20 protein-coding genes, 1 tRNA gene and 1 riboswitch are annotated in these 24,457 nt (G+C 66.0%); of the genes, 18 read left to right on the top strand and 3 right to left on the bottom strand.

The window, feature by feature from the left end:
* The first annotated feature begins 72 nt into the window (after window positions 1-72).
* The 6 genes from C7C57_RS13455 (at window position 73) to C7C57_RS13430 (ending at window position 5,424) form a co-directional block, all read left to right on the top strand.
* The gene (locus C7C57_RS13455; protein WP_030149461.1) at window positions 73-699 is read left to right on the top strand and encodes a thymidine kinase; all 627 of its coding nucleotides are present in this window, start codon (window positions 73-75) and stop codon (window positions 697-699) included.
* Window positions 696-2,021 carry a UDP-glucose/GDP-mannose dehydrogenase family protein gene (locus C7C57_RS13450; protein ID WP_187976813.1) on the top strand — a complete coding sequence of 442 codons (1,326 nt, stop codon included), beginning with the start codon at window positions 696-698 and terminating at the stop codon, window positions 2,019-2,021. The genes C7C57_RS13455 and C7C57_RS13450 overlap by 4 nt, the downstream gene beginning before the upstream one ends.
* A gap of 57 nt (window positions 2,022-2,078) precedes the next feature.
* A riboswitch (TPP riboswitch) is annotated at window positions 2,079-2,170 on the top strand.
* The gene (thiM, locus tag C7C57_RS13445) at window positions 2,162-2,971 is read left to right on the top strand and encodes a hydroxyethylthiazole kinase (RefSeq protein ID WP_187976812.1); all 810 of its coding nucleotides are present in this window, start codon (window positions 2,162-2,164) and stop codon (window positions 2,969-2,971) included. Its footprint overlaps the riboswitch before it by 9 nt.
* Window positions 2,968-3,630, top strand: a complete 663-nt coding sequence (gene thiE, locus C7C57_RS13440; RefSeq protein ID WP_187976811.1) for a thiamine phosphate synthase — start codon at window positions 2,968-2,970, stop codon at window positions 3,628-3,630. The genes thiM and thiE overlap by 4 nt, the downstream gene beginning before the upstream one ends.
* Entirely contained in the window at window positions 3,627-5,210 is a 1,584-nt protein-coding gene (locus tag C7C57_RS13435) for a bifunctional hydroxymethylpyrimidine kinase/phosphomethylpyrimidine kinase (RefSeq protein ID WP_187976810.1), read from the top strand. The genes thiE and C7C57_RS13435 overlap by 4 nt, the downstream gene beginning before the upstream one ends.
* Window positions 5,211-5,350: 140 nt before the next feature.
* A tRNA-Pro gene (locus C7C57_RS13430) sits at window positions 5,351-5,424 on the top strand.
* A gap of 222 nt (window positions 5,425-5,646) precedes the next feature.
* Here C7C57_RS13430 and C7C57_RS13425 read toward each other — a convergent pair.
* Window positions 5,647-6,606: a metallophosphoesterase gene (locus C7C57_RS13425; protein WP_187976809.1), complete on the bottom strand. Its 960-nt coding sequence runs from the start codon at window positions 6,604-6,606 to the stop codon at window positions 5,647-5,649.
* A 14-nt stretch (window positions 6,607-6,620) separates the two neighbouring features.
* Entirely contained in the window at window positions 6,621-9,188 is a 2,568-nt protein-coding gene (locus C7C57_RS13420) for a transglycosylase domain-containing protein (RefSeq protein ID WP_187976808.1), read from the bottom strand.
* Between the two features lie 74 nt (window positions 9,189-9,262).
* Between C7C57_RS13420 and C7C57_RS13415 the strand changes: the two genes are divergently transcribed.
* Together C7C57_RS13415 and C7C57_RS13410 are read left to right on the top strand one after the other, a co-directional pair.
* On the top strand, window positions 9,263-9,433 hold the full coding sequence (locus C7C57_RS13415) for a DUF4177 domain-containing protein (protein WP_156027635.1): 171 nt from the start codon (window positions 9,263-9,265) through the stop codon (window positions 9,431-9,433).
* Window positions 9,430-9,900, top strand: coding sequence for a RidA family protein (locus C7C57_RS13410; RefSeq protein ID WP_187976807.1), 471 nt, complete (start codon window positions 9,430-9,432; stop codon window positions 9,898-9,900). Before C7C57_RS13415 ends, C7C57_RS13410 begins: the two co-directional genes overlap by 4 nt.
* A gap of 83 nt (window positions 9,901-9,983) precedes the next feature.
* Here the strand turns inward: C7C57_RS13410 and acs are convergent, their stop codons facing one another.
* Window positions 9,984-11,957: an acetate--CoA ligase gene (gene acs, locus C7C57_RS13405; RefSeq protein ID WP_187976806.1), complete on the bottom strand. Its 1,974-nt coding sequence runs from the start codon at window positions 11,955-11,957 to the stop codon at window positions 9,984-9,986.
* A gap of 479 nt (window positions 11,958-12,436) precedes the next feature.
* On the opposite strand from acs, the gene C7C57_RS13400 reads away from it, so the two are divergent.
* From C7C57_RS13400 to C7C57_RS13355, 10 genes are all read left to right on the top strand, one after another.
* Window positions 12,437-13,642, top strand: a complete 1,206-nt coding sequence (locus tag C7C57_RS13400; RefSeq protein ID WP_255505695.1) for a CpaF family protein — start codon at window positions 12,437-12,439, stop codon at window positions 13,640-13,642.
* A 53-nt stretch (window positions 13,643-13,695) separates the two neighbouring features.
* Window positions 13,696-14,784: a type II secretion system F family protein gene (locus C7C57_RS13395; RefSeq protein ID WP_187976805.1), complete on the top strand. Its 1,089-nt coding sequence runs from the start codon at window positions 13,696-13,698 to the stop codon at window positions 14,782-14,784.
* Window positions 14,785-14,883: 99 nt separating this feature from the next.
* Entirely contained in the window at window positions 14,884-16,092 is a 1,209-nt protein-coding gene (locus C7C57_RS13390; protein ID WP_187976804.1) for an MFS transporter, read from the top strand.
* 496 nt (window positions 16,093-16,588) lie between these two features.
* Window positions 16,589-16,780 carry a DUF4244 domain-containing protein gene (locus C7C57_RS13385; RefSeq protein WP_187978389.1) on the top strand — a complete coding sequence of 64 codons (192 nt, stop codon included), beginning with the start codon at window positions 16,589-16,591 and terminating at the stop codon, window positions 16,778-16,780.
* Window positions 16,781-16,783: 3 nt separating this feature from the next.
* Window positions 16,784-17,287, top strand: coding sequence for a TadE family type IV pilus minor pilin (locus C7C57_RS15880; RefSeq protein WP_255505694.1), 504 nt, complete (start codon window positions 16,784-16,786; stop codon window positions 17,285-17,287).
* Window positions 17,266-17,697 carry an Rv3654c family TadE-like protein gene (locus C7C57_RS15995; RefSeq protein ID WP_370581413.1) on the top strand — a complete coding sequence of 144 codons (432 nt, stop codon included), beginning with the start codon at window positions 17,266-17,268 and terminating at the stop codon, window positions 17,695-17,697. Before C7C57_RS15880 ends, C7C57_RS15995 begins: the two co-directional genes overlap by 22 nt.
* Window positions 17,698-17,969: 272 nt before the next feature.
* Window positions 17,970-20,915, top strand: a complete 2,946-nt coding sequence (gene topA, locus C7C57_RS13370) for a type I DNA topoisomerase (protein WP_187976801.1) — start codon at window positions 17,970-17,972, stop codon at window positions 20,913-20,915.
* Window positions 20,915-21,544, top strand: coding sequence for a dTMP kinase (gene tmk / locus C7C57_RS13365; protein ID WP_187976800.1), 630 nt, complete (start codon window positions 20,915-20,917; stop codon window positions 21,542-21,544). Before topA ends, tmk begins: the two co-directional genes overlap by 1 nt.
* A gap of 169 nt (window positions 21,545-21,713) precedes the next feature.
* Window positions 21,714-22,853 carry a DNA polymerase III subunit delta' gene (locus C7C57_RS13360; protein ID WP_187976799.1) on the top strand — a complete coding sequence of 380 codons (1,140 nt, stop codon included), beginning with the start codon at window positions 21,714-21,716 and terminating at the stop codon, window positions 22,851-22,853.
* 40 nt (window positions 22,854-22,893) lie between these two features.
* Window positions 22,894-24,450, top strand: coding sequence for an alpha/beta hydrolase (locus C7C57_RS13355; RefSeq protein WP_255505693.1), 1,557 nt, complete (start codon window positions 22,894-22,896; stop codon window positions 24,448-24,450).
* Window positions 24,451-24,457: the final 7 nt, after the last annotated feature.

Genomic DNA, 24,457 nt, shown 5'->3' with positions numbered 1-24,457 from the left:
TTCGACGCCCCACCATGCAACGCTGTGAGCGAGCCGGGGCATCGTATGCCCCGGCTCGCTTAGACTGGTCGAATGGCGAAACTGTATTTCCGCTACGGGGCGATGAACTCGGGTAAGAGCACCGCCCTGCTGCAGGCCGCATTCAACTATGAGGAGCGCGGGCACCGTGTGCTGTTGGCAAAGCCCGGCATCGACACCAAGGCCGATGGCGCGATTAGCAGCCGTTTGGGTGTGAGTCGGCAGACCGATTTCCTGATCGGTGGGGGCACCGACGTGCACGAGCTGTTCGCCCGCGCGCGCGGGGCCGAACCCGTCCACGCGCTGCTGGTGGATGAGGCCCAGTTCCTGGAAACCGCGCAGATCGATGCCCTGCTGGAGATCGCGCTGCTCGAGGACGTCCCGGTGCTCGCCTACGGCATCCGCACCGACTTCCAGACCGTGGCCTTCCCCGGCTCGCGTCGGCTGTTGGAGATTGCGCACAGCATCGAGGAGCTCAAGACCATCTGCCGCTGCGGGCGCAAGGCGCTCTTTAACGCGCGGATCGAGAATGGTCGCTTTGTCTTTTCCGGCGAGCAGGTGGTAATCGACGGCACCGAGGCCGGCTACGAATCCCTGTGCGGAAACTGCTATCTCACCGAGTGCGGCGGCAAGATGCCCACTCTCGTACGTGAGCTGAACGAAACGGAGCTGGGCCGATGAAGATTTCGGTTATCGGATGCGGATACCTGGGCGCGGTTCACGCCGCCGCGATGGCCACCCTCGGCCACGAGGTGATCGGCCTGGACGTGGACGCCGAGAAGATTGCCTCGTTGGCCGCCGGCCGGGCGCCCTTCTACGAGCCCGGGCTGCCCGAGCTGCTCGCCGCGGCCGGGGCAAGCGGGAACCTGCGGTTCACCACCGATCCCGAGCTGCTTCGCGAGGCCCGCGTGCACTTCCTGGGTGTGGGCACCCCGCAGGCCGCCGATGGTGGCGCCGCGGATCTGAGCTACCTCCACGCGGCCCTGGACACCCTGCTGCCCCGGCTCTCCCCGGGGGATCTGGTGGTGGGCAAGTCCACCGTCCCCGTGGGCACCGCCGAAACCCTGGTTGCCCGCGTGCGCGAGCGCGGGGCCGAACTCGCCTGGAATCCCGAGTTTCTGCGTGAGGGCTTTGCGGTTCAGGACACCCTGCGGCCGGACCGCCTGGTGTACGGGTTCGCCGCCGAGAGCCTGGTCCGTGAGGGCACCAGCGTGAGCGCCCCCGGGCGCGAGCTGCTGGACGAGGTGTACGCCGATGCCCTGGCCGCCGGAACCCCGCTCGTGGTCACCGACTTTGCCACCGCCGAGCTGGTCAAGGTCGCCGCCAATGCATTCCTGGCGACCAAAATTTCGTTTATCAACGCGATGGCCGAGATCGCCGATGTGACCGGCGGAGACGTGAGCGACCTGGCCACAGCGATCGGGTACGACAACCGCATCGGCTCGCGCTTCCTGCGCGCCGGCATCGGTTTCGGTGGCGGCTGCCTGCCCAAGGATATTCGCGCGTTCTCGGCCCGGGCCAATGAGCTCGGGGTGGGGGAGTCGCTGGGCTTCCTCGCCGAGGTGGACGCCATCAACCTGCGTCGCCGCGATCACGTGGTCGAGCGAGCCGAGGCGATCCTGGGTGACCTGGATGGGCGCCGGATCACGGTCTTGGGGTTGGCCTTCAAACCCGATAGCGATGATGTCCGGGATTCGCCGGCACTCGATATCGCGACCCGGCTGGCCGCACGGGGTGCGGTGGTCACCGCCACCGATCCGCAGGCGGTCGAAACGGCCCGTCGCCACGCGCCCGAGCTGAACTTCGTGTTCGATGCCGAGGCGGCCCTGCGCGGTGCCGAGCTGGTGCTGGTACTCACCGAGTGGTCCGACTTCAGAAACCTCGATCCGGTGGCCGCCGCGGCCCTGGTGGACGCGCCGATCGTGATCGATGGGCGCAACTGCCTGGATCGCGCCGCCTGGCGCGGCGCGGGCTGGGCCTATCACGGCCTGGGACGCCGCTAGGCGGCCCGCGCGATTCGCCGGGAACCCGGCCGGGTGTGATAGCGTGACACCCGAAAACCACGTGACACGGGGTGCCCTTCGAGGCTGAGATTACACCCGTCGAACCTGATCTAGCTCGTACTAGCGAAGGGATGTCGCGCATGTCGCGCACGCCAGAAAACCTTATTTCCCAGACCCAGACCGCCCTGGAGCGGGTGCGTGAAACCGCGCCGCTCGTGCAGAGCATCACCAATGCGGTGGTCACCAATTTCACCGCCAACGCGCTGCTGGCGCTCGGGGCGGCCCCGGCGATGTGTGACATCGTCGGCGAGGCGGGGCCGTTTGCCCGGATCGCCCAGGGCCTGCTGATCAACCTCGGAACCCCGGTGCCCGAGCAGCGCGAGGCGGCCCGGGAGGCCGTGGCCGCGGCAAACGAGGCGGGTACCCCGTGGGTGCTTGATCCGGTCGCAATCGGCGCGCTGCCGGTGCGTACGGCGCTCGCGCTGGAACTGCGCGAGCTGCGCCCCACCATCGTCCGCGGAAACGCCTCGGAGATTCTGGCGCTGGCCGAGGCCGGAGCGGGGGGCCGCGGCGTGGACGCGACCGACGGGGTCGAGAGCGCCCTGGATGCCGCGATATCGCTTGCCCGACGCACCGGCGGGGTCCTCGCGGTCTCCGGGCCCACCGACCTGATTACCGACGGGGAGCGCACCGTGCGCCTGTCCAACGGCCACGTGTTGCAAACCCGGATTACCGGGGGTGGATGCGCGCTGGGCGCGGTCCTGGCCGCCTTTGCCGCCGTGGACGAGGATCCCCTGGTGGCCGCGGTCGCCGCGGTCAGCACCTACAACATTGCCGCCGAGCTGGCGGCCGAGCGCGCACCACGACCGGGGAGCTTCCAGATCGCGTTCCTGGATGCCCTGGACGAGGTCCGGGCCGAGCACATCGCCGCCCGGATGGTGATCGCATGAGCCTGCCGCGACCCGACCTCTCGGTCTACCTGGTGACCGACACCGGCCAGCTACGCGCGGCCGGACACGACCCCGTGGGTGGCGTCCTGGCGGCGGTTGCCGGGGGAGTCAACACCGTGCAGGTGCGGGAGAAGGACGCCTCGACCCGAGACTTTCTGGCCTATGTGGAGGCACTGGCGGGAGCGCTGCCGACGCATGTGGCCCTGATCGTGAACGACCGGGTGGACGTGTTCCTGGCCGCGCGGGTTCGCGCGGCGCGGGTGTCCGGTGTTCACGTGGGTCAGGGCGATCTGCCGGTCACGGCGATCCGCTCGCTGATCGGGACCAATGCGATCCTCGGCCTCTCGGCCAGCACCTCCGAGGAGATCGCGGACGCGGCGGCCTCGGGCGTGGTGGATCACATCGGCATCGGACCGCTGCACAACACCACCACCAAGGCCGATGCGCCGGACGGGCTCGGTCACGACGCGGTCGCCCGCCTGGCTGCCGCTTCGTCGCTGCCCGCGGTGGCAATCGGCGGTCTGCGCGCCGCCGACCTGCCGATCCTTCGAGCCGCGGGCTTGGCCGGGGCGGCGCTGGTCTCGGCGATCTGTGCCGTGCCGGATCCCGAGGCCGCGGCCCGCGAGCTGCGCGCCGCCTGGAACGGAGCTCAGGCATGAGCGCGGATGCGGCGCGCGTGTTCCCGGATGTCTCACCCGTTGTCCCGAGTACCGCCGGGGTGCACCCGGAGGTCTCCGGTCCGGTCAGGGTGCTCTCGATTGCCGGCACCGACCCCACCGGCGGTGCCGGGATCCAGGCCGACCTCAAATCCATCGCCGCCAACGGCGGGTTCGGGATGGCCGTGGTCACCGCGCTGGTTGCCCAGAACACCCGGGGTGTGCGCGGTGTGCACGTGCCGCCCGTGACCTTCCTCCGGGAACAGCTGGATGCCGTGTCGGATGATGTGGTGATCGACGCGGTCAAGATCGGGATGCTTGGCGACGCGGCGGTGATCGACACCGTCACCCGCTGGCTGGATGCGGTCAAACCGCCCCTCGTGGTGCTCGATCCGGTGATGATCGCAACCAGCGGGGACCGGCTCCTGGCGGCCGACGCCGAGGCCGCGCTGCGCGGCCTGCTGTCGCGGGCGCATCTGATCACCCCCAACATCCCCGAGCTGGCGATCCTGGCCGAGGAACCGGTGGCCATCACGTGGGAAGATGTCCTGGCCCAGGCGGAACGGGTTTCCGAGTGCTATGCGGTCAGGGTACTCGCCAAGGGTGGACATCTGGAGGGTGAGACCGCCCCCGATGCCCTGGTGGACGCCTCGGGCAGCATTCCCGGCGGCCTGCGGGTCGTGGAGTTTGCCGGGGCACGCATCCGGACCGATAACACCCACGGGACCGGATGCTCGCTCTCGGCGGCGCTGGCGACCCGCATCGCCGCGGGCGGAGACTGGCTCGAGGCCATCGCCGAGGTGAAGCGCTGGCTGACCGAGTCGATCGGCCACGCCGATTCGCTGCACGTGGGCACCGGCCACGGCCCGATCTCCCACTTCGCCGGACTCTGGTCCCGCGGCGGCCTGACCACCGAGCGCACGGCCGAGGAGCATCTCGACCTGTGGTGGCGGGCCATCGCCCCGATCCGGCACCGTGCCAACACGCTCCCGTTTGTCGAGCGGCTGGGCGCGGGTACCCTCGATCGCGATGCCTTCACCTGGTATCTGGCCCAGGATGCGCTCTACCTGCGGGACTACTCGCGGGTGCTTGCCGAGGCCTCCAGGCTCGCGCCGACCCCCGAGGAGCAGGCGTTCTGGGCCGCCGGGGCCAACGGGGCGATCGCCGCCGAGCTTCAGCTGCACCAGGGCTGGCTGCCCGAGGACGAGGTGTTTAACACCCCGCCCGCCCCCGCGACCATCGCCTATGTGGATCACCTGCTGGCGGCAGCCGCCCGCGGAGACTACGCGGTGATCATCGCCGCGGTGCTGCCCTGCTACTGGCTCTACCAGGACATCGGAAGCCGCCTGGTGGCGCAGTCCCATCCCGAGCACCCCTACGCAAGCTGGCTGGAAACCTACGCCGATGAGGCGTTCGCCCGCTCCACCCGGTTGGCCATCGGATTTGTGGGGGAGGCCGTGCGGCGGGCCGATCCGGATACCCGGGGGCGCATGTTCGAGGCCTTTGAGCGAGCCTCGGCTCATGAGGTTGCATTCTTCGCCGCCCCGCTCGAGGCCCGGACCCTTCCCGGACACGCCGAATGACACACCCGGCGTGCACATTCCCCCGGGGGTGTGCACGCCGGAAAACCGCGGAAACACGGTAAAAATGAGCCGGTTGAGGGGGCCGTGGTCAAACTCCGGGCGAAAATCAGGTACTCTAATAGAGGTCGCAAGATCACCATCGGGGTGTGGCGCAGCTTGGTAGCGCGCTTCGTTCGGGACGAAGAGGTCGTGGGTTCAATTCCCGCCACCCCGACAGATGGAAACATCAAAGCCGGTCAGAAAAATCTGACCGGCTTTTGTTTTGCCCGGAGTCTTCCCGCGGATGCGAGGGCCCGCGCATCACCACGCGCTACGCAACGGCGGCTCACTTGCCGGCGACCTGCTCCCGCCCTGCCTGCCGGTGCCTCACACGCACAAAGCCGCCCACATACATTTGTGTGGACGGCTGTGTGCGTGTCTGAGACGCCGGGGAAGCCTAGCGGGGAACCAGTGTCACCAGGGTGGCCTCGGGGCGGCAGGCAAAGCGCACGGGGGCGTAGATCGAGGTGCCCAGGCCCGCCGAGACGTTGAGGTACGCGCTGCGGAATGCGTGTCGCCAGAGGCTCAGTCCCTTGACCTGGCGTCGTGGGATATCACAGTTGGTCACCAGGGCACCTACACCCGGCACACATACCTGCCCGCCGTGGGTGTGGCCGGCCAGGATCACATCGGCCCCGTGGGTCACAAACGAGTTCAGCACCCGCTGATACGGGGCGTGAGCGACGCCGATGTGTAGCGCGGGGGACGAGGCCTCGGACTCGAAGGAGTCCGTGTCTTCCTGCCCGTCCAGCAGCCCGGTGAGCAGGTCGAGCCGGTCCCGTCCGATATGCGGATCATCAACCCCGAAGAACCCGATCCTGGTTCCGCGAATGGTGATTTCATCCACCCGGTTGTTGAGCGAGCGCCACCCCAGCGCGTCGGTGAAGAAGCGCTCCAGTCGCGGGGTATCGAGGTCCTTCGAGCGGCGGGGGGCGGAGGCACCGGAGGAGGAGGGGCCGCGGAAATACCGCAGCCAGTTCTTCCGAACCGGACCGTAGTAGTCGTTGGACCCGTTGACGTAGACGCCGGGGACGCCCCCGAACTCGGCAAAGGCCAGTTCGATTCCGCGAATGCCGTCGGCGTGACCGAGGTTGTCCCCTGTGTCCACCACCAGGTCGGGTTGTTCGGCGGCCAGCGAGCGGACCCAGGCCTGCTTATCGCGCTGCCAGGGTGCCATGTGGAGATCCGAGAGGTGCAGGATCCGGATCGGGTCGCTCCCCACCGGAAGCACCGGAACCTCGACCCGACGCAGCGTGAACATGCGCCGCTCGATCAGGCTTGCCCACGCAAAACACCCCGCGGCCGCGACGGCCAACACCCCCACCAGGGGAGTAATTCTGCCGGTCCGTCGGGCCATCGGGGTGCTCCTTGCTAACAGCTCTGCTTGGTTACGGTAATGGAGGCCGGCGTGTTTGCCGGGTTCACCATCGTGTTGGCGGCTGGGACCTGCGCGGTCACCTTGCCATCACCGGGTTGTGCGGCCGGGTCGGCCACACACTTCTGATCCACGCTGGTAAAGCCGAGACCCTGAAGGGCCGACTTCGCCTGATCACCGGTCATATTCGAGAGATCCGGAACACTCTTACCGGTGCCGTCGCTGGGACGGATGGTGATCGTGTTGCCGGTCGAAACGTTGGTTCCGGCGGCCGGGTCGGTGCCCGCCACCATGCCGGCGGCGACGCTCGAGAGCGTGGGGTCACCCACCTGGACGTTGAATCCGGCGGCGGTCAGCGCCGCGGTCGCGTCGGCGACGCTCTGGCCACTCACATCCGGCACGGGGCTCTGCTGGGTCTTGGTCAGCGAGGCATCGGGCTTCGGGAAGGCGTCTCCACCGAACTTGCCAATCGTGGCGGTGGTGATTCCGGCGAACGCCCGGAACTTGGCCTGGAAGGCGCTGGTTCCGTTTGCCTGCACGTTATACATCGACGACTTCCGTCCGGTGCCGGGCATGCCCTGCACGTTACCGATCCAGAACGAGGTCACGGCCTTGGTGGTTCCACCGGTGATCCAGGTGTCGTACGCGTCATCCGCGGTACCGGTCTTACCGAACTGCGGGGCACCGGGGACAACCGCGTTGGCCGCGGTACCACCGGGACCAAATACTGCCTGCATGGCATAGGCCGCGGTGTTGGCAACTTCGGGGGTGACCGCCTGGTCGCAGCTCGACTTCGGCACGGCCATGTCCTTGCCGCCCGGGCCCACGATCTTGTCGATCGCGACCGGGGTGCAGAACTTGCCCTGAGCGGCGATTCCCGCGAACGCGCTGGCCATGGTCAGCGGGGCGATTTCGTTTGCACCGAGGACCGAGGAGGGCAGCTTGGAGAGCTCGCCACCGTCTGCACGGTGCACGCCGAGGGACTGAGCGGTCTTGCGGATGTCGCAGAGGTCCAGCTTGCTGGCCATGTTGACAAACGCGGTGTTCACCGAGCGTCGGGTCGCCTCATACGGGGTGATCCGGCCCGAGCCACTGCCGTCATAGTTCTGCGGGTTCCACGGTGCCGTGGTCATCTTCCCGCCTGGAACACAGCTGTCATCCCATTTGACGTAGGACTGCCGGCTGGCATCCACCGTGTCGTTGAGCGACTTGCCGGACTTCAGCCAGTCCAGCAGCACAAATACCTTGTACTGCGAACCCACCTGGAATCCGTTGGAGCCACCGTAGTTGTAGTCGGTGTTGTAGTTGATGCTGGTGTGCGAGCGGCTCGATTCGCCCACCTGCTGGTCCTCGGAGAAGGTCTTGTTCTGAACCATCGCCAGCACGCGGCCGGTGCCGGGCTGCACGGTGGAAGCCGCGGCGCCCAGCTCTACGTTGGGCTTCTCCTCGGGAACCCAGCGGTCCATCGCGGCCTGAGCGGCGTTCTGGATGTCGAGGTCGAGGGTGGTGTACACGTCCATACCGCCACGGCGCAGGGTTGCGCGGCGGTCATCGAGGCTCACGCCGAATTCGGGGCTGTTCAGGATGATGTTCTGCACGTAGTTACAGAAGTAACCGGCGTTTCCGGCGGCCTGACATCCGGTGCTCGGCGGCTTGAGGTTCGGCTCAATGGGGCTCGCCACGGCCTCATCGTGCTGAGCCTTGGTGATCTTCCCCTCCTTGAGCATCTTGTCGATGACGTAGTCGCGGCGATCCTTGGTCAGCTTATAGCCGTTGGCGGCGCCGTTCTTCTCGCTGTCGGGACGGTCGATCCGCAGACCGTTGGGGTCGTTGATGGTCGCGATCAGCGTCGCGGCCTGCTGGATGTTGACATCCTTGGCGGACACACCGAAGTAGTACTGCGAGGCGGCCTCGACACCGTAGGAGACACCACCGAAGTTGGCGATGTTGAGGTACCCGAGCAGGATCTGGTCCTTGGTGTACTTCTGCTCCACACCGATCGAGTAGCGCATCTCGCGCAGCTTACGCTCGGGGGTCTGGCGAATCGCATCCTGGTAGGCGGCGTCGCGCTGTTCCTTATTGGTGATCTGCTCGGCGTTCTGCACCAGCACGTTCTTCACGTACTGCTGGGTGATCGAGGATCCACCCTGGGTGCCGGAAGACTTCACAAAGTTGGACAGAACGGCACGGGTGGTACCGATCAGGTCCACACCGCCGTGGTCGTAGAAGCGCGGGTCCTCGGTGGATACCGCGGCGTCCTTAAAGTATTGGGAGACATCGTCCCAGCCCACCTGCTGGCGGTTCTGGTCGAAGAAGGTGGCCAGCAGCTGGTGGCTGCCGTCCGAGGCGGTCGCGTAGATGTTTGTACGCTCCATCGGCGGATCAATGTCCAGGAAAGCCGGGAGCCCATCGAATGCGTTGATCGCACCCTTGGTGGACATGCCGGTCACGGCGAGGGCGGGGGTGACCGCTGCGGTCACGAGGATCCCCGCGGCGACGCTGAGACCGATGAAGCCCATCAGGCCACCCAGGACACCGCTACCGGTACGTTTTTCTTGAGGCATAGGATTCAGTTTAAGTGACATTGCTGAAAGAATCCCTATCCGGGCCCCGAACTTCATACTATTTAAGGAGAAACATGACTCGCTGGGAGTACCTCACCACGCCGCTCATGATCCATAACACCGCCGCGATCCTCAATAACTGGGGCAAGCAGGGCTGGGAACTGGTTCAGGTGGTGAACGGACCCGAGGGTGGCCTGGTGGCTTACCTCAAGCGTCCGCTGGCCGATGAGGGGGCACAGGCATGAGTGTCATTGCCGACCGCCTCGCCGAGCTGGGCCTGAGCCTGCCCGAGGTCGCCGCACCGGTGGCCGCCTACGTACCTGCGGTGACCGAGGGTAACCTCGTCTTCACCTCGGGCCAGCTGCCGTTCGTCTCCGGCGCGCTGCCCGAGATGGGCAAGGTCGGCATAGGGGAAGGACTGGTCAGCCCGGAGATCGCCGCCGACTACGCCGGAATCGCCGTGCTCAATGCGCTGGCCGCCGTTCAGGCGCAGATTGGGTCGCTGGACCGGATCACACGGGTCGTGAAGATCAACGGCTTTGTCGCCTCGGATCCCGAGTTTTTCGGTCAGCCCGCGGTCATCAACGGTGCCTCGACCCTGATCGGTGAGATCTTCGGCGAGCGAGGGCAGCACGCCCGCGCCGCCGTCGGCGTCGCCGTGCTGCCGCTGAATGCACCGGTTGAGGTCGAAATCGTGGTGGCATTCGAGTAGCCATACCCGAAACACACCAGTGGCACCGGACCCACGGGTCCGGTGCCACTCGTTTTGGGGTGGGGTGGATATGAGATACGCGACTAGCGGGCGGCGACGTCCGCCGAGATGATTCGCATCACCGTGGTGTCCGCGAGTGTGGTGGTGTCTCCCACCTCGCGGCCCTCGGCCAGGTCGCGCAGCAGGCGGCGCATGATCTTGCCCGACCGGGTTTTGGGCAGCTCGGCCACCACGAAAATATCCCGAGGCCGGGCGATCGGTCCGATCAGGGTGGACACGTGTGACTTCAGTGCCGCCGAGACCGCCGCGTGGTCCGCGGTTTCCTCGGCCTGGCTCTCCTTGAGGATGACAAACGCGACGACCGCCTGACCGGTGGTCTCATCGGTGGCCCCCACCACGGCCGATTCGGCAACAAACGGATGGGCCACCAGCGCCGACTCAATCTCGGCGGTCGAGAGCCGGTGTCCGGAGACGTTCATCACATCGTCCACGCGGCCGAGCAGCCACACATCTCCGTCGGCGTCCAGGCGTGCGCCATCCCCGGCGAAGTAGGCGTTGGGGAATGTGCTCCAGTAGGTCTCGCGGAACCGGTCCGGGTCGCCCCAGATGCCGCGCAGCATGCTGGGCCAGGGCTCGGTAATCGCGAGCAGGCCACCGCTGCCCGGCGGGACCGGGGTCCCGTTTTCCTCAAGCACCGAAACCTCGATGCCCGGAAGGGGCACCTGGGCGCTGCCGGGCTTGGTGACGGTGACGCCGGGGAGGGCCGAAATCATGATTGCCCCGGTCTCGGTCTGCCACCAGGTGTCCACAATCGGGGCGGTTTTGCCGCCGATGACCTTGCGGTACCACATCCAGGCCTCGGGATTGATAGGTTCGCCCACGGATCCCAGGAGGCGGATGCTGGAGAGGTCCGAGCGCTTGGGAATCTTGCGGCCAAGCTTCATCGCCGCCCGGATCGCGGTGGGCGCGGTGTAGAAAACGCTGACCCGATACTTCTCGATCAGCTCCCACCAGCGACCGGGGTTGGGGGAGTCGGGGGTGCCTTCGTAGAGCACCTGGGTGGCACCGTTGGCGAGCGGGCCGTAGGTCACGTAGGTGTGCCCGGTGATCCAGCCCACATCCGCGGTGCACCAGTACACGTCGGTCTCGGGGTGGATGTCGAAGACGTTGCGGTGGGTGTAGGCGGCCTGGGTCAGGTAGCCGCCGGAGGTGTGCAGGATTCCCTTGGGGGCACCGGTGGTGCCCGATGTGTAGAGGATAAACAGCGGGTTTTCGGCGGGGAATGCCTCTGGTTCGTGCACGCTGGATGCGACCGGCACACGCTCATGCCACCAGTGATCCCGGCCCTCGGTCCACTCGATCTCGTTGCCGCCTCGGCCAACCACGAGGACGTTGCGGACGGTCTGCTGCGCGGGGAGGTCTCCGCGAGCAGCCAGCGCCGCATCCACCGCGGGCTTGAGCGGCGACACCTTGCCCTTGCGATAGCCCCCATCGGCGGTGATGATCAGGGTCGCCGCCGCGTCGTCCACGCGGGCGCGAATGCTGTCGGCGCTGAATCCGCCAAAGATCACCGAGTGGACCGCGCCCAGGCGGGCCACCGCGAGCATCGAGACGATGGCCTCGGGGATCATCGGCAGGTAGATGGCCACCCGATCTCCGGCGCGCACGCCCAGATCGGTCAGGACGTTGGCGGTGCGCTTAACCTCATCGGTGAGTTCCGCATAGGTGATGGCGCGGGTATCACCCGGTTCGCCCTCCCAGTAGAGCGCGATCCGATCGCCGTTGCCCGCTTCCACGTGCCGGTCCAGGCAGTTGTAGGCCACGTTGAGCGTGCCGTCCTCAAACCACTTGGCAAACGGTGGGTTTTCCCAGTTCAGTACCGAGGTAAACGGCCGCTGCCAGCTGATCAGGTCGCGTGCCTGATCCGCCCAGAACCCCAACCTGTCTGCCTGAGCGCGATCGTAGAGAGTATCATCCGCGTTTGCCTGCGCGACAAACTCCGGGGTGGGCTCGAATCGACGGGTTTCGGTGAGCAGATTATCAATCTGGGCATTCATGACGGCTAAATCGCTCCTTTGCGATGACGTGTTCCCACCTCGATGTGGGCCATGCACACACAGCGTACTCCGAAAATTCGGGTGCCCAGAACGTGTCCGAAGAATCCGTGAAAAAGTTTTTTTGATGTGGAATCCGTTGTGTTCCCCGGAATCATGCGGGAGACACCCTCATGTCCCCCGAACTGGTGTCATCCACTTGGTGGACAGGGGTCGTCAAATCGACGCCGAGGGCGTACACTAATTCCAGGCCGAAATTCTTATTTCGAGCGTGCAGCGCACAACGGATTCCCCCCAATCCAGTGTCGCTTGCGGCGGCATCCATTCCCCCCAATGGATGCCGCCCTTTTATTTTTCCCGACGGTGTTTTCCCCGTCCTGACGCGGATCCGCGGTTTTCCACAGGCGAGACTTCCCTCACGCGTAGTCCACAGAACGCGGCCCACGGGCCCCCTCCTGCGCCGCCAAACCTACGCTCGTGGCATGACCACACTCACCGAAGTCCCAATCCGTGATTCCCCGACCGTTGATGCGCCGGTTCTCGCCCCACCCCGTGACTCCCGGGCCCGCGCCTCGACCCGTGATCCTCCGGTGCATGATTCGGCGCTTGACTCGGTGCCTGACCCGGTGCTTGCCCCGGTGCTTGCCCCGATGCGCAAGCCTCACCTGGATACCTCCGGCGCCGCGAAGCGCGTGCCGCTCGCGCAGGCGCAGGATGAGCGGGCGCTCGATCAGCGGGTGAGTCTTGCCCGCCACTTCGGGGTCCTCTCCACCCCGCTGCTGCGGGCGGGGGTGAGCGATATCTTCCTCTCCGCGGACGCGGGCGCCTGGTACGACCGTGGGCAGGGCCTCGAGCCGGCCGATCGCGACATTCACCGGGAAGTTGAGGTGCGCGCCCTTGCCACGCGTCTCATCGCGCTCGGGGGCCGCCACATCGATGAGGCGGCCCCCTGCGCGGATGTCCGGCTTCCCGGTGGCGTCCGAGTGCATGCGGTCCTTCCCCCGGTAGCCGCGCACGGTACCCAACTCAGCGTGCGCGTTCCCGCGCTCACTCCGCTCTCCCTCGACACGCTGGCGGCCTCGGGATTCTTTGGACCCGGGGGTGAGCACGATGCCACCTCGCTCATCATCGATCTACTCAGGGAACGTCGAAACATCCTGATCAGTGGTCCCACGGGCTCCGGGAAAACCACTCTGCTCGCCGCGCTGATCGATGCCGCCCCCGATACCGAACGCGTGATCGCGGTCGAGGACGTAGCGGAGCTCGGCGTACGCCGTCGGCTGTTCATCTCCCTGCAGGCACGCCAGGCAAACATTGAGGGGGTCGGGCACCTGGGCCTACGGAGCCTCGTACGTGAGGCGCTGCGAATGCGACCCGATCGATTGATCCTCGGGGAGTGTCGCGGGGCGGAGATTCAGGATCTGTTCTCCGCCCTGAACACCGGGCACGACGGCGGCGCGGGCACGATTCACGCAAACTCGCTTGAGGATGTCCCCGCGCGGTTGGAAGCGCTGGGGGCATTGGCCGGGCTCGCGCCGACTGCCCTGGCCAGCCAGGCCGTGAGCGCGCTCGATCTCGTGTTACACCTGCGCGGGGATCGCCCCCGTGGGCTCGCCGCGATCGGTCGTCTTGAGCGCACTCCCGCGGGGGTGCTCGCGACGGTGCCGGTGTGGAGCGCGGCCCGATGAGAGCTTCCATCACCTCGCCTGCGGCGAGCCGTCAACGGAGGATTCGGCGAGATGTGTCCGCATATCACGATGCGTGTGCCGCGGATATCGAGCGACTCGCCGCCATGCTGGGTGCGGGGCTCGCCCCGGCCGCCGCGTGGTCCTACGTGACCGACCCCGGTCTGGCGGAGGATTTCGCTTCCGCGGGGAAGACGACGGAGGCACGGGCGGTGCGCCGGTCGATGATTCTCTGTCGCCCGCCCAAGCTACTTGGGGCATCGGGTCTCCGCTCCGGCAGCGTGCCAGAGCAGGCGGCCATACTGGCTGCGCTCGGCACGGGGCAAGACCCCGCCGCCGCCCTCCTGGCGGTCGGCGGGGCCATGCGGGGAACGGTCGGTCGAAGACCGGCGGCGAGGCAGCCGGATCGCGGCGCGGTCGGGATGGAGGTTTCTCTTCCCTGGGCGCGATTGGCGGCCGTCTGGTCGTTATCGGCGCAGACCGGGGCACCGCTCGCCGAGGGCCTGCGCGGCCTGGCCATGACCCTGCGCGAGCGCGCGCGTCTCCGACGAGCCTGCGACGCCGAAGCCGAGGGACCACGCTCGAGCGCCCGGCTGGTGTGTTCACTGCCGGTGGTATCAACCCTGTTGGGAGAGGCCCTGGGATTCCCGCTTCTCGATGCCCTCACCGGCACACGCCCCGGGCAGATTTTGCTTACCGTTGGTTTGTCCCTCAGCGCGGCCACCGCACTCTGGATTCGCGCCGTCGTGCGACGTGCGCTTCATGCGCCACCCGAGTCCGACGTCGTCTTCGACCTCACCGCGATGGCTCTGTCCGCCGGCCTTGACCCCGAGTCCGCTCGGGCCTGCGCAACACAGGCACTAACTCGATCCGGAGTGTCCGTCTTCGCAGCCGCCGACCGGGATCTTCGGGCTGCCCTCACGCTGGCCGCCCGGGTGGGGATGATCGCACATGACCTCTTGCGTGCCGAGGCAATGTCTCTCCGAGACCGGCGCTCCACGGACCTGCAGCGGGCGGTGGCCAGGTTGGGAACCCGGCTACTGATTCCGCTGGGGGCCGGGGCTCTGCCGGCTTTTCTCTGTCTCGGTGTCGCCCCGATGATGCTCACACTGCTGCGGGACAGTCTCGGTACGATCACCCTCTGAGCCCTGTCCGGGGTGGGTATTTCTGGGTTTTTCTCCTCGGGTTTGCCAATCGTCGGTAACCCATAGACACACTTCTACCCGGCCCATAGGGTGTGAGTCATGAAGTGGACGCAACCCTGGTACCTGGCCTATGCACTCGTGGGAATGATGATGCTTGGGGTCGCGCCAATCTTCATCCCACTCAGCGTGGAGGATGGCGGGAAAAACGGTGCCACCCTGGTGGGCCTGGTCGTTGCGGCGTTTTATGCGGGGGGATTACTGGCACCGGTATTGGGATCCCTGGCCGATCGCAGGGGAATCCAGCGCGGTGTATTCCTCTGGTCCTTCCCGGTGATGGCGCTGGCTATGGTTGGCTTTGGGCTGGGAACCAGCGTCTGGATCTGGGCACCCCTCGCCCTCATTTTTGGTGGGGCGGGCTCTCTCGCGGGAACCGTGGCCGGGCTCTTTATCGTTGAGGCACAGCCGATGAAGGAGTGGAACAACCGCCTGAGCTGGTTCCGGCTTGCATACGGCTTGGGGCAGGTTGTGGGGCTGATCATCGCCGCGCTCGCCGCAACGCAGCTGCGCTTTGGCTGGATTCTCTCCGCCGTGCTTTTGGCCACCGGGTTCTTCCTGGGACGGCGTCAACTGCCTCGCCTGAAGCCGGCCACCCCGCCGCCGGGTGCCCGAACGAAGGGATTGGCCGCACTCCTGCGGGGGAAGATCGGGGTCTTTCTGCTCACCTGGCTGCTGACCATGATGGGGGTCCAAACCTTTTTCAACGTGGTTCCGTTGGTCATGCGCGACTCATTCGCCGTGGATCCGTCAACATCGTCAATTCTGTTCCTCGTGGGTGCCGTCCTAGGGACTCTCTGCTATCCGCTTGCGGGATCAATCGCCAACCGAACGGGCCCCGGCGCGGTTCTCCTCGTGGGGGTTGGTGCCACGATTCTCGCGTTCGGGTCGATGGCGGTCGCCGCGTTGGGGGACATTCCAGGGAAGGCGGTAATCGGATCGATTGCCCTCATCGTGGCCGCCACTGCCTACTCGTTTGAGGTTGTTGCTGCCACCCTGATGGTCGTAAAGATCTATCCGGGCCCCGAGGGCTCGGCCATGGGACTACTCAACGGAATCATCGCCCTGGGTGCCGTGCTCGGTGCCCTCGTGCCCTCGTTCCTCGCGCAGGCATTTGGGTATTCCGCCCTCCCCGCGTTTGCCTGTGGGGTGCTGGTCCTCGCCGCCCTTGCGGGGCTTCCCCTCTATCGACGGTCCGTCTGGCGCGGCGCACCCGCCGCCGCTGAGGGGTCGAAGACTTCGCCCGCCACTTAGACGACGAAAATCCTTCGATTTTCGGATTTGGCCGCCAATTCTCACCGGTATCGGCGGGCAAGCAGGTTCCTCCACAGTGGGTGTTGCACCCGCGTTTCTCCACCGATCGGTTCGCGCCGTTCCACTCGTGTGTACCTCACACAAGACTGGAATCAACCAACCGAGAGGAACCACCATGAACATCACACTCGCCTCACCTAGCTCAGTCAGGTCTGCCAGCTCGCCCAGCTCAGTCGGCACACCCGGCTCACTTCACCCACGTAGCTCACCCGGCCCGACCGACTCTTCCGGCCTGACCGATTCTTCCGGCCTGACCGAATCTTCCGGCCTGGCCGATTCTTCCGGCCTGGCCTACTCTCCCAACCTGGCCTACTCTCCCGATTCGGCCCGCACTGTGCGGTCCGATCTCCCATGCGTACCGCTCTCGGTGCAGCCCCACGGTGTGAATGGCCCAGGGGTGCTTCGCCGTATTCGGCTTGTGGCTCGCGCGACCCGCATGCGCCGCAGGGCGGCGGCCCGCATTCAGCACTCACTGACCGATGACACCGGCGCGGTGACTGCCGAGTACGCCATCACCACGATGGCGGCGGTTGCCTTCGCCGGGCTCCTGGTGGTCATTATCCGCAGCGGCGAGGTCCGAGATCTGCTGACAAACCTGGTTCGTGCGGCACTCCAGATCCCGAGTTAGCCCATGGAATCCCAGAGCTCGGCCGTTTGTCATCGAGTCGCCCGGTATCAGCGCACTGGTTGTCTGGCCCACCGTCACTCGTCCGGGGACGACCATGTGCGCCTCGATCCGGCCCCGAGTAATCCAGCGATCCGTGATCGGGATGATCGCCGTCCTCGGACCAGGCGGAGGCTCCGGGGCGAGGAGGGGAGCATCAGCGCCGAATTTGCAATCGTCATGCCGGCCGTGCTGGTGCTGCTGGCACTGTGCCTCGGGGTTCTTGCCGCCGGAACTACCCGCAGTCGTCTCTGGGACGTCGCCGGACAATCCGCCCGCGCCTCGGCCCGCGGCGATCCCGAGCAGAGCATCATGGCGCAGGCTCGAGAGCTGCTGCCCGAGGTTGCAGTGAAAGTCGACTCACAGGCAAGCCTGGTGTGTGCCACCGCGGATATTCCGATTGGTGGTGTTGTCGGGCGGATGCTTCCGCTCCGGTTAGAGGCGCGGGTATGTACCCTCCCCGAGGACTAGCATCTGACACCCGTGCCCGTGGGGTTCGTTCGGAGCGCGGTTCGGGCACCGTCCTGGGGATGGCATTATTTTGCGTCCTGGTGCTGTGCGCGAGCCTGACTATTCCCACGACGCTTACGCTGGGGGCGCGTGCCGAGATGCGGGCCCTTGCCGATTCGGTGGCGTTGTCGGGTGCGCGAGTGCTTGCGGGGCTCGCACCGGGTGCGCCCTGCGAGGTCGCCCGGAGCATCGCGGAGTCGAATGGAGTTTCCCTGAGTAGCTGTCGACTGGGAGAAACCGATGTTCGGGTCACGGTGTCACGCATTGTTGGTGGGGTAAACCTTCAGGGCGTCTCGTCCGCGGGATTTCTCCTCGACGACACACGGGACTCAAGAAACTCGGCACGTGCCGTCGGCGAACACCCTATATAAGAGGTATGGGAGCGCTGGTCCGTACCTCCGTACGGCTCTCACCCCCGGGAACATGCGGATTCCCGGTGGGGGAGCCGAGGCGACATAACGGTGCCGGGAGGGCAGGGGAATGACCTCGACCTCGACGACGTTAGCCGTCGTGGAACCCTTCGAAATTCGCCGCCTCAACACACTCATGTATAAATAGGAGGATCATAGGGGTGTTCCATCAAGAGCCAATACGGCCCACACACGGTCTAGGTGTGTATGGTGTGCCTGACGAAAGGAGCCGGGTGTCCAACACGAAAAAGCTGGTCATCGTAGAGTCGCCGACCAAGATGAAATCGATCGCCGGGTATCTCGGAGACGGTTATGAAGTCTTGAGCTCGGTAGGCCACATCCGTGACCTTGCCGAACCCAAAAACCTGCCCGCCGACCTGAAAAAGGGTGGCATGGGCAAGTTCGCCGTGGACGTCGATAACGGCTTCGAACCCTACTATGTGGTCTCCGATACCAAGAAGAAGACCGTCGCGGATCTCAAGCGTGCGCTCAAGGATGCCGACGAGCTCCTCCTCGCAACTGATGAGGACCGCGAAGGAGAGGCCATCGCCTGGCACCTGCTGCAGGTGCTCAAGCCCAAGGTCCCGGTACGACGCATGGTGTTCCACGAAATCACCAAGGACGCCATCTTGGCGGCCAAGGACAACACTCGTGATCTCGATGTGGCCCTGGTGGATGCACAGGAGACCCGCCGCATTCTCGACCGTATCTACGGTTATGAGGTTTCGCCGGTGCTCTGGCGCAAGGTAGGCCCGAGCCTGTCCGCCGGTCGGGTGCAGTCTGCCGCGACCCGACTGATCGTCGAGCGGGAGAAGGAACGTCGTGCGTTCATCTCCGCCGACTACTGGGACATCGCCGTCCAGGTTGCCGCCGCCGAAGACCCGACCCGGTTTGAGGCTCGCCTCGTCCGCCTCGATGGCGAACGGATCGCCAGTGGTCGCGACTTCTCCGACCGCGGTGTCCTGACCGGCAGCGCCCGCCAGCTCGATGCCGCCAGCGCCGCAAAGCTTGCCGACGCGCTCCAGGCTCCGGAAACCATCACCCGGGTTTCCAAGCTGGAAACCAAGCCATATTCGCGTCGTCCGGCGGCACCGTTCACCACCTCGACCCTGCAGCAGGAGGCCGCGCGTAAGCTGCGTTTCTCCGCGCGTCAGACCATGAGCGTGGCACAGTCGCTGTACGAAAACGGGTACATCACCTATATGCGTACCGACTCGCCGTCGCTCAGCTCGCAGGCGATCAACGCCGCCCGCGACCAGGCAACCAGCCTGTATGGTGCCGACAGCATCCCGGACAAGCCTCGTCTGTACTCGGGCAAGTCGAAAAATGCCCAGGAAGCCCACGAGGCAATTCGTCCCTCGGGAGATCACTTCCGGACGCCCGCGTCGCTCAAGTCCTCGCTCAGCGGAAACGACTTCCGCCTGTACGAACTGATCTGGAAGCGCACCGTCGCCTCACAGATGGCCGACGCCAAGGGACAGACCGCGACCGTGACCCTTGCGGCCACCGTCGAGGGTCAGGAAGCCGAGTTCACCGCGAGTGGAACGGTCATCACCTTCCGTGGTTTCCTCCAGGCCTATGAAGAGGGTCAGGACGAGCAGCGCGGGGGCGACGCCGCCGCCAAGGAGGCCAAGCTTCCCCAGCTGACCGAGGGCCAGACCGTGGCGCTGGAAGAGGTTGAGGCCAAGGGGCACGAGACGACCCCGCCGCCGCGCTTCACCGAGGCCAGCCTCGTGAAGACCCTGGAAGAGCTGGGTATCGGGCGTCCCTCGACCTATGCACAGACCATCGCCACGATCATGGATCGTGGATATGTGAGCCAGCGCGGCCAGGCGCTTATCCCCACCTGGATTGCCTTCTCGGTGATTCGGTTGTTGGAGGAACACTTTGGCAGCCTGGTCGAATATGACTTCACCGCATCGATGGAGGGCGACCTGGACCGCATCGCCGCCGGAGAGCAGGACCGAACCGACTGGCTGAAGTCCTTCTACTTCGGAGGCGACAGCCGCGAGGGTCTGCGCCAGGTGATCGATAACCTCGGTGAGATCGATGCGCGTGAAATCAACTCGATCCACCTCACCGACAACATCACGCTGCGTATCGGTCGCTACGGCCCGTACCTCGAGGTGCGCGAGGAGGGTGCCGACCCCGAGGCGACCCCGCGTCGAGTCAACATCCCCGAGGACCTGGCACCCGATGAGCTCACCGCCGAGAAGGCACAGGAACTCATTGATGCACCCGTGCTCACCGACCGGATCGTGGGTGTAAACCCCGAAAACGGCAAGGAAATCGTCGCCAAGGACGGTCGCTTCGGACCCTACGTGAGCGAGGTTGATCCCGAACCCGAGCCCGAGGTGAACTCGGCCACGGGCGAGGTTATTGAGCCGCCCAAGAAGAGCACCAAGAAGGCCGCCGCGGCTCCCAAGCCGCGCACGGCATCGCTGTTCAAGAGCATGTCCCTGGACACGATCGACCTGGCCACCGCGCTCCAGCTGCTGGACCTGCCCCGCGTTATCGGCACCGATCCCGAAAGCGGCGAGGAAATCCTGGCCCAGAACGGCCGTTTCGGACCGTATATGAAAAAGGGCAGCGAAACCCGATCGCTGACCTCCGAGGACCAGATCTTCGACATCGATCTGGCCGGTGCCCTGGAAATCTATGCGCAGCCCAAGTACGGCGCGCGGCGCGCTTCCAGCGCGCTGAAGGAGTTCGCCGAGGACCCCGAAAGCGGAAAGCCGATCAAGGTTAAGGACGGCCGGTTCGGGCCCTACGTAACCGATGGCACCACCAACGCGACCATCCCCAAGGCCGAATCGGTCGAGGAGATCACGTTCGAGCGTGCCGTCGAGCTGCTCGCCCTCAAGCGAGCGAAGGGACCGGCAACGCCGCGGAAGACCGCGGCCAAGAAGGCCCCCGCCAAGAAGGCACCGGCGAAGAAGGCTCCGGCTAAAAAGGCAGCAACAACCAAGGCTGCAACAGCCAAGGCTGCGACCACCAAGACGGCAGCAACCAAGACCGCCGCAGCTAAGACGGCCACCGCCAAAACCAGCGCCGCCAAGACGACCGCGGCCAAGGCCAGCACGGCTAAGACCGCGGCCGCCACCAAGGCTCCGGCTAAGACCACCGCGACCAAGACCGCAGCTGCCACCAAGGCTGCCGCGGCAGATCCGGAGGCCTAGTGGCGACCCGGGGGCTGTTCATCACCTTTGAGGGTGGGGATGGCAGTGGTAAGACAACCCAGGCCGAGCTGTTGGACGCCTGGCTGCACGAGAGCGGGGCGGCCACCCTGCGCTCGCGCGAGCCGGGTGGCACCGAGGTGGGCGAGCAGCTGCGCGAAATCGTGCTGCACCACCGGGGAGAAATCTCATCCCGCGCCGAGGCGCTGCTCTATGCGGCCGACCGCGCGCAGCACATCGACACCAAGATTCGGCCCGCGTTGGAACGCGGCGAAATCGTGCTGCAAGACCGCTACATCGACTCATCCCTCGCCTATCAGGGTGCCGGTCGTGCGCTCGGCATCGAGGAGGTACGAGCGCTCTCGGTGTGGGCGAGTGGAGACCTCTGGCCGGATCTGACCATCCTGCTCGACCTCGATCCGGAGAGTGCTCGCGAGCGCCTCGACAGCGCCCGCACTCGTTTCGACCGGCTTGAAGCCGAAAAGAGTGCGTTCCACGGCCGCGTGCGCGGCGTCTTCCTCGAGCTTGCGGCGGCCGAACCCGCCCGCTTCCTGGTGTTGGACGCCACCCTCTCGATCGAGGAGCTTGCCGCCCGAATTCGTGAGCGAGTTTCGGCGCTGCTTGCCGCGTAGCACAACCGAGGGCCCGAACTCGGACCTGAATCCGATCAGCCGAACTCGATCTCGACCTCGATTTGAACCTCGGGCCCGATCCGTCGAACCTGAACCCAAACCCGAACGCACACGCGCGGGCTTGGTCCCGTGTGGCCCACGTTCGGTCCCGGCCCGGTAGGCTGGGAACATGTCGGTGTGGGATGAAATTGTGGGGCAACCCGAAGCGGTAGCGACGCTGCGTGCGGCCGCCGGGGGACCCTCGGACGGTGGCGACACCATGACCCATGCCTGGCTGATTACCGGGCCGCCCGGATCGGGACGCTCCAACCTCGCCTACGCCTTCGCGACCGCGCTGCTCAGCACCCGGGTGGACGGCGATGCGGACACGATCGCTCAGGTGGCCGCGCGCAGCCATCCGGACCTCACCGCCCTGTCCACCACCGCGATGACCATCAAGATCGAAGACGTCCGGGAAACCGTGCGCCGGTCGTATTACGCACCCTCGATTTCACGCTACCGGGTGGTCATCGTCGAGGACGCCGACCGAATGATCGAGCGCACCTCCAACACCCTGCTCAAGGCACTCGAGGAGCCTCCCGCGGAAACCGTGTGGATTCTCTGCGCACCCAGCGAGGCCGATCTCCTGCCCACCATCCGCTCCCGCGTGCGCTCGGTGCGACTGCGGACCCCCTCCGTCGCCGACATCGCCGAGCTCCTGCACACCCGCGACGGCATCGATCGAGACCTGGCCGAGCAGAGCGCACGCCTGGCGCAGAGCCACATCGGCATGGCTCGGCGTCTTGCCACCGATGCCGATGCGCGGGCCCGGCGCGAGGACACCCTGCGTGCGGTTCTGGATATCCGCGACGTGTCCGACGCCGTGGTCATGGCGCAACGCCTGGTAGAAATCGCCGGTGCCGATGCCAAGGCCTACACCGGTGAGCGGGACGAACAGGAGCGCGAGCGGGTGCTGCGCTCCCTCGGTGTGGAACCCGGGGGGACCATTCCGCCGGCGCTGCGGGCGCCGCTTCGCGACCTGGAAAACGACCAGAAACGACGGGCGAAGCGTGGCCTGATCGACGGGGTCGATCGGATCCTCACCGACCTGCTTTCGCTCTACCGCGACCTGCTAATGCAGCAGCTCGATCGGGTCGAGGGCCTGATCAACACCGAACTGACGCGCGAGATCCGTGAGGTGGCGCAGTCCTCCACCCCGGAAACCACGCTGCACACGATGGAGGCGATCCGGGAAGCGCGCGAGCGCATCGGGGCCAACATCACGCCCACCCTCGCCCTTGAAGCCATGCTTGTGACCGCGATCCGCTAACCCATCCGAGCCGCCCGGAGCGGACAACCCAAGGAGTCTCGTGCCTCGACCCAATCAAACCCGCCGCCGCGTGATGGGCACCCTTGCCCTGGTGATTGCCGCCGGGCTGACCCTCACCGGCTGCGTGACCGCGTTTCTGCCGAGCAGCACCGGGAAGGGCGCTCCCAGCCCGCTGCCCGCGACCGAGGTGGCCGAGAACCTGCGTTCCTTCTATGGCCAAGAGGTGAGCTGGCGAGAGTGTGGTTCGAAGCTCAGCTGTGCCGACATCAAGACCCCGATGAACTGGGAGGACCCCGGCGCCGGGGATCTGACCCTCAGCCTGGTCCGGTCGGCGGCGACCGGATCGAACCGGATCGGCTCGCTGCTGGTGAACCCCGGCGGTCCCGGTGGCTCCGGCGTGGAACTGGTCAAGGACAGCCTCGACTTTGCCGTGGACAAGACCCTGCAGTCCCACTTTGACGTGATCGGCTTTGACCCGCGAGGCGTGGGCGAATCCTCCCCGGTCAAGTGCCTCTCGGATCGAGACACCGATAAGTTCCTGTTTGACCCCACTCAGCCCCGTCCCGGTCAGGACGGCTGGCTCGAGGCGGCCCGTACCCAGGCCCGCACCTACGGTGAGGCCTGCAAAAAGAACACCGGTCCCGAACTGGAGTTCATCACCACCGTCAATTCGGCCCGGGATATGGACCTGATTCGCTCGCTGGTGGGCGATCCCAAACTTAACTATCTGGGATACTCCTACGGCACCTTCCTCGGGGCCACCTATGCGGAGCTGTACCCGAAGAACACCGGAAGGCTGGTGTTGGACGGGGCGATCGACCCGGCCGTGAGCAGCACCGAGGTCTCCGCGACCCAGGCCGCGGGTTTCGAAAGCGCGCTGCGGGCCTATCTGGCCGACTGCCTGACCGGGTCCAAATGCCCGTTCCGCGGGGACGTGGAATCGGCGATGAGCACGATCTCCAACCTGCTGGAATCGGTGGATGCCAGCCCGCTCAAGGGGAAAGATGGGCGCAAGGTCGGATCGTCGACCCTGATGACGGCGATCATCTTCCCGCTCTACTCCCCGAATAACTGGAGTGCCCTGAGCGACCTGTTCACCTCGGTCATGGCCGGGGACGCGGACTACGCCCTCTACCTCGCGGATATGTACTTCGACCGCGACGCCTCGGGGACATACACCTCCAACTCCAATGACGCGTTCAACGCCTATAACTGCCGGGACTATCCCTCCAACGATGACCCGGCGGTGATGGAGCAGGAGGCCGCGAAGATCGAGGCGCGGGCGCCCATCTTTGGCAAGTACATGAGCTACGGCGACGTGCTGTGCGCCAACTGGCCGTATCCCGACGGCGCCGAGCGTGGCCCGATTCACGCCCAGGGTTCCGCGGACATCCTGGTCATCGGCACCACCAACGACCCGGCCACCCCCTACGCGTGGGCGCAGTCGCTGGCCAAGCAGCTGGAGAAGGGTCACCTGGTGACGTATCAGGGCGAGGGGCACACCGCCTATAACAAGGGCAGCAAGTGCATCAACTCCACCGTGGATGACTTCTTTATCGACGGAAAGGTTCCGTCCTCGGATCCCCGCTGCCGATAGCGAGCAT

The organism is Mycetocola sp. JXN-3 (genome assembly GCF_014522285.1).
Classification (GTDB): Bacteria; Actinomycetota; Actinomycetes; order Actinomycetales; family Microbacteriaceae; genus Mycetocola; species Mycetocola saprophilus.
The sequence above is the reverse complement of the archived record's forward strand: the minus strand, read 5'-3'. Positions and strand labels throughout refer to the sequence as shown.

Excerpts from the sequence above, each read along its gene's own strand:
- acs (WP_187976806.1), bottom strand. The coding sequence starts at position 11,957 with ATGAATGCCCAGATTGATAATCTGCTCACCGAAACCCGTCGATTCGAG.
- C7C57_RS13390 (WP_187976804.1), top strand. The coding sequence starts at position 14,884 with ATGAAGTGGACGCAACCCTGGTACCTGGCCTATGCACTCGTGGGAATG.
- C7C57_RS13420 (WP_187976808.1), bottom strand. The coding sequence starts at position 9,188 with ATGCCTCAAGAAAAACGTACCGGTAGCGGTGTCCTGGGTGGCCTGATG.
- C7C57_RS13450 (WP_187976813.1), top strand. The coding sequence starts at position 696 with ATGAAGATTTCGGTTATCGGATGCGGATACCTGGGCGCGGTTCACGCC.
- C7C57_RS13400 (WP_255505695.1), top strand. The coding sequence starts at position 12,437 with ATGACCACACTCACCGAAGTCCCAATCCGTGATTCCCCGACCGTTGAT.
- C7C57_RS13435 (WP_187976810.1), top strand. The coding sequence starts at position 3,627 with ATGAGCGCGGATGCGGCGCGCGTGTTCCCGGATGTCTCACCCGTTGTC.
- C7C57_RS15995 (WP_370581413.1), top strand. The coding sequence starts at position 17,266 with ATGTACCCTCCCCGAGGACTAGCATCTGACACCCGTGCCCGTGGGGTT.
- C7C57_RS15880 (WP_255505694.1), top strand. The coding sequence starts at position 16,784 with ATGGAATCCCAGAGCTCGGCCGTTTGTCATCGAGTCGCCCGGTATCAG.
- C7C57_RS13410 (WP_187976807.1), top strand. The coding sequence starts at position 9,430 with ATGAGTGTCATTGCCGACCGCCTCGCCGAGCTGGGCCTGAGCCTGCCC.
- C7C57_RS13425 (WP_187976809.1), bottom strand. The coding sequence starts at position 6,606 with ATGGCCCGACGGACCGGCAGAATTACTCCCCTGGTGGGGGTGTTGGCC.
- C7C57_RS13385 (WP_187978389.1), top strand. The coding sequence starts at position 16,589 with ATGCGCCGCAGGGCGGCGGCCCGCATTCAGCACTCACTGACCGATGAC.
- thiE (WP_187976811.1), top strand. The coding sequence starts at position 2,968 with ATGAGCCTGCCGCGACCCGACCTCTCGGTCTACCTGGTGACCGACACC.
- C7C57_RS13360 (WP_187976799.1), top strand. The coding sequence starts at position 21,714 with ATGTCGGTGTGGGATGAAATTGTGGGGCAACCCGAAGCGGTAGCGACG.
- C7C57_RS13455 (WP_030149461.1), top strand. The coding sequence starts at position 73 with ATGGCGAAACTGTATTTCCGCTACGGGGCGATGAACTCGGGTAAGAGC.
- C7C57_RS13415 (WP_156027635.1), top strand. The coding sequence starts at position 9,263 with ATGACTCGCTGGGAGTACCTCACCACGCCGCTCATGATCCATAACACC.
- thiM (WP_187976812.1), top strand. The coding sequence starts at position 2,162 with ATGTCGCGCACGCCAGAAAACCTTATTTCCCAGACCCAGACCGCCCTG.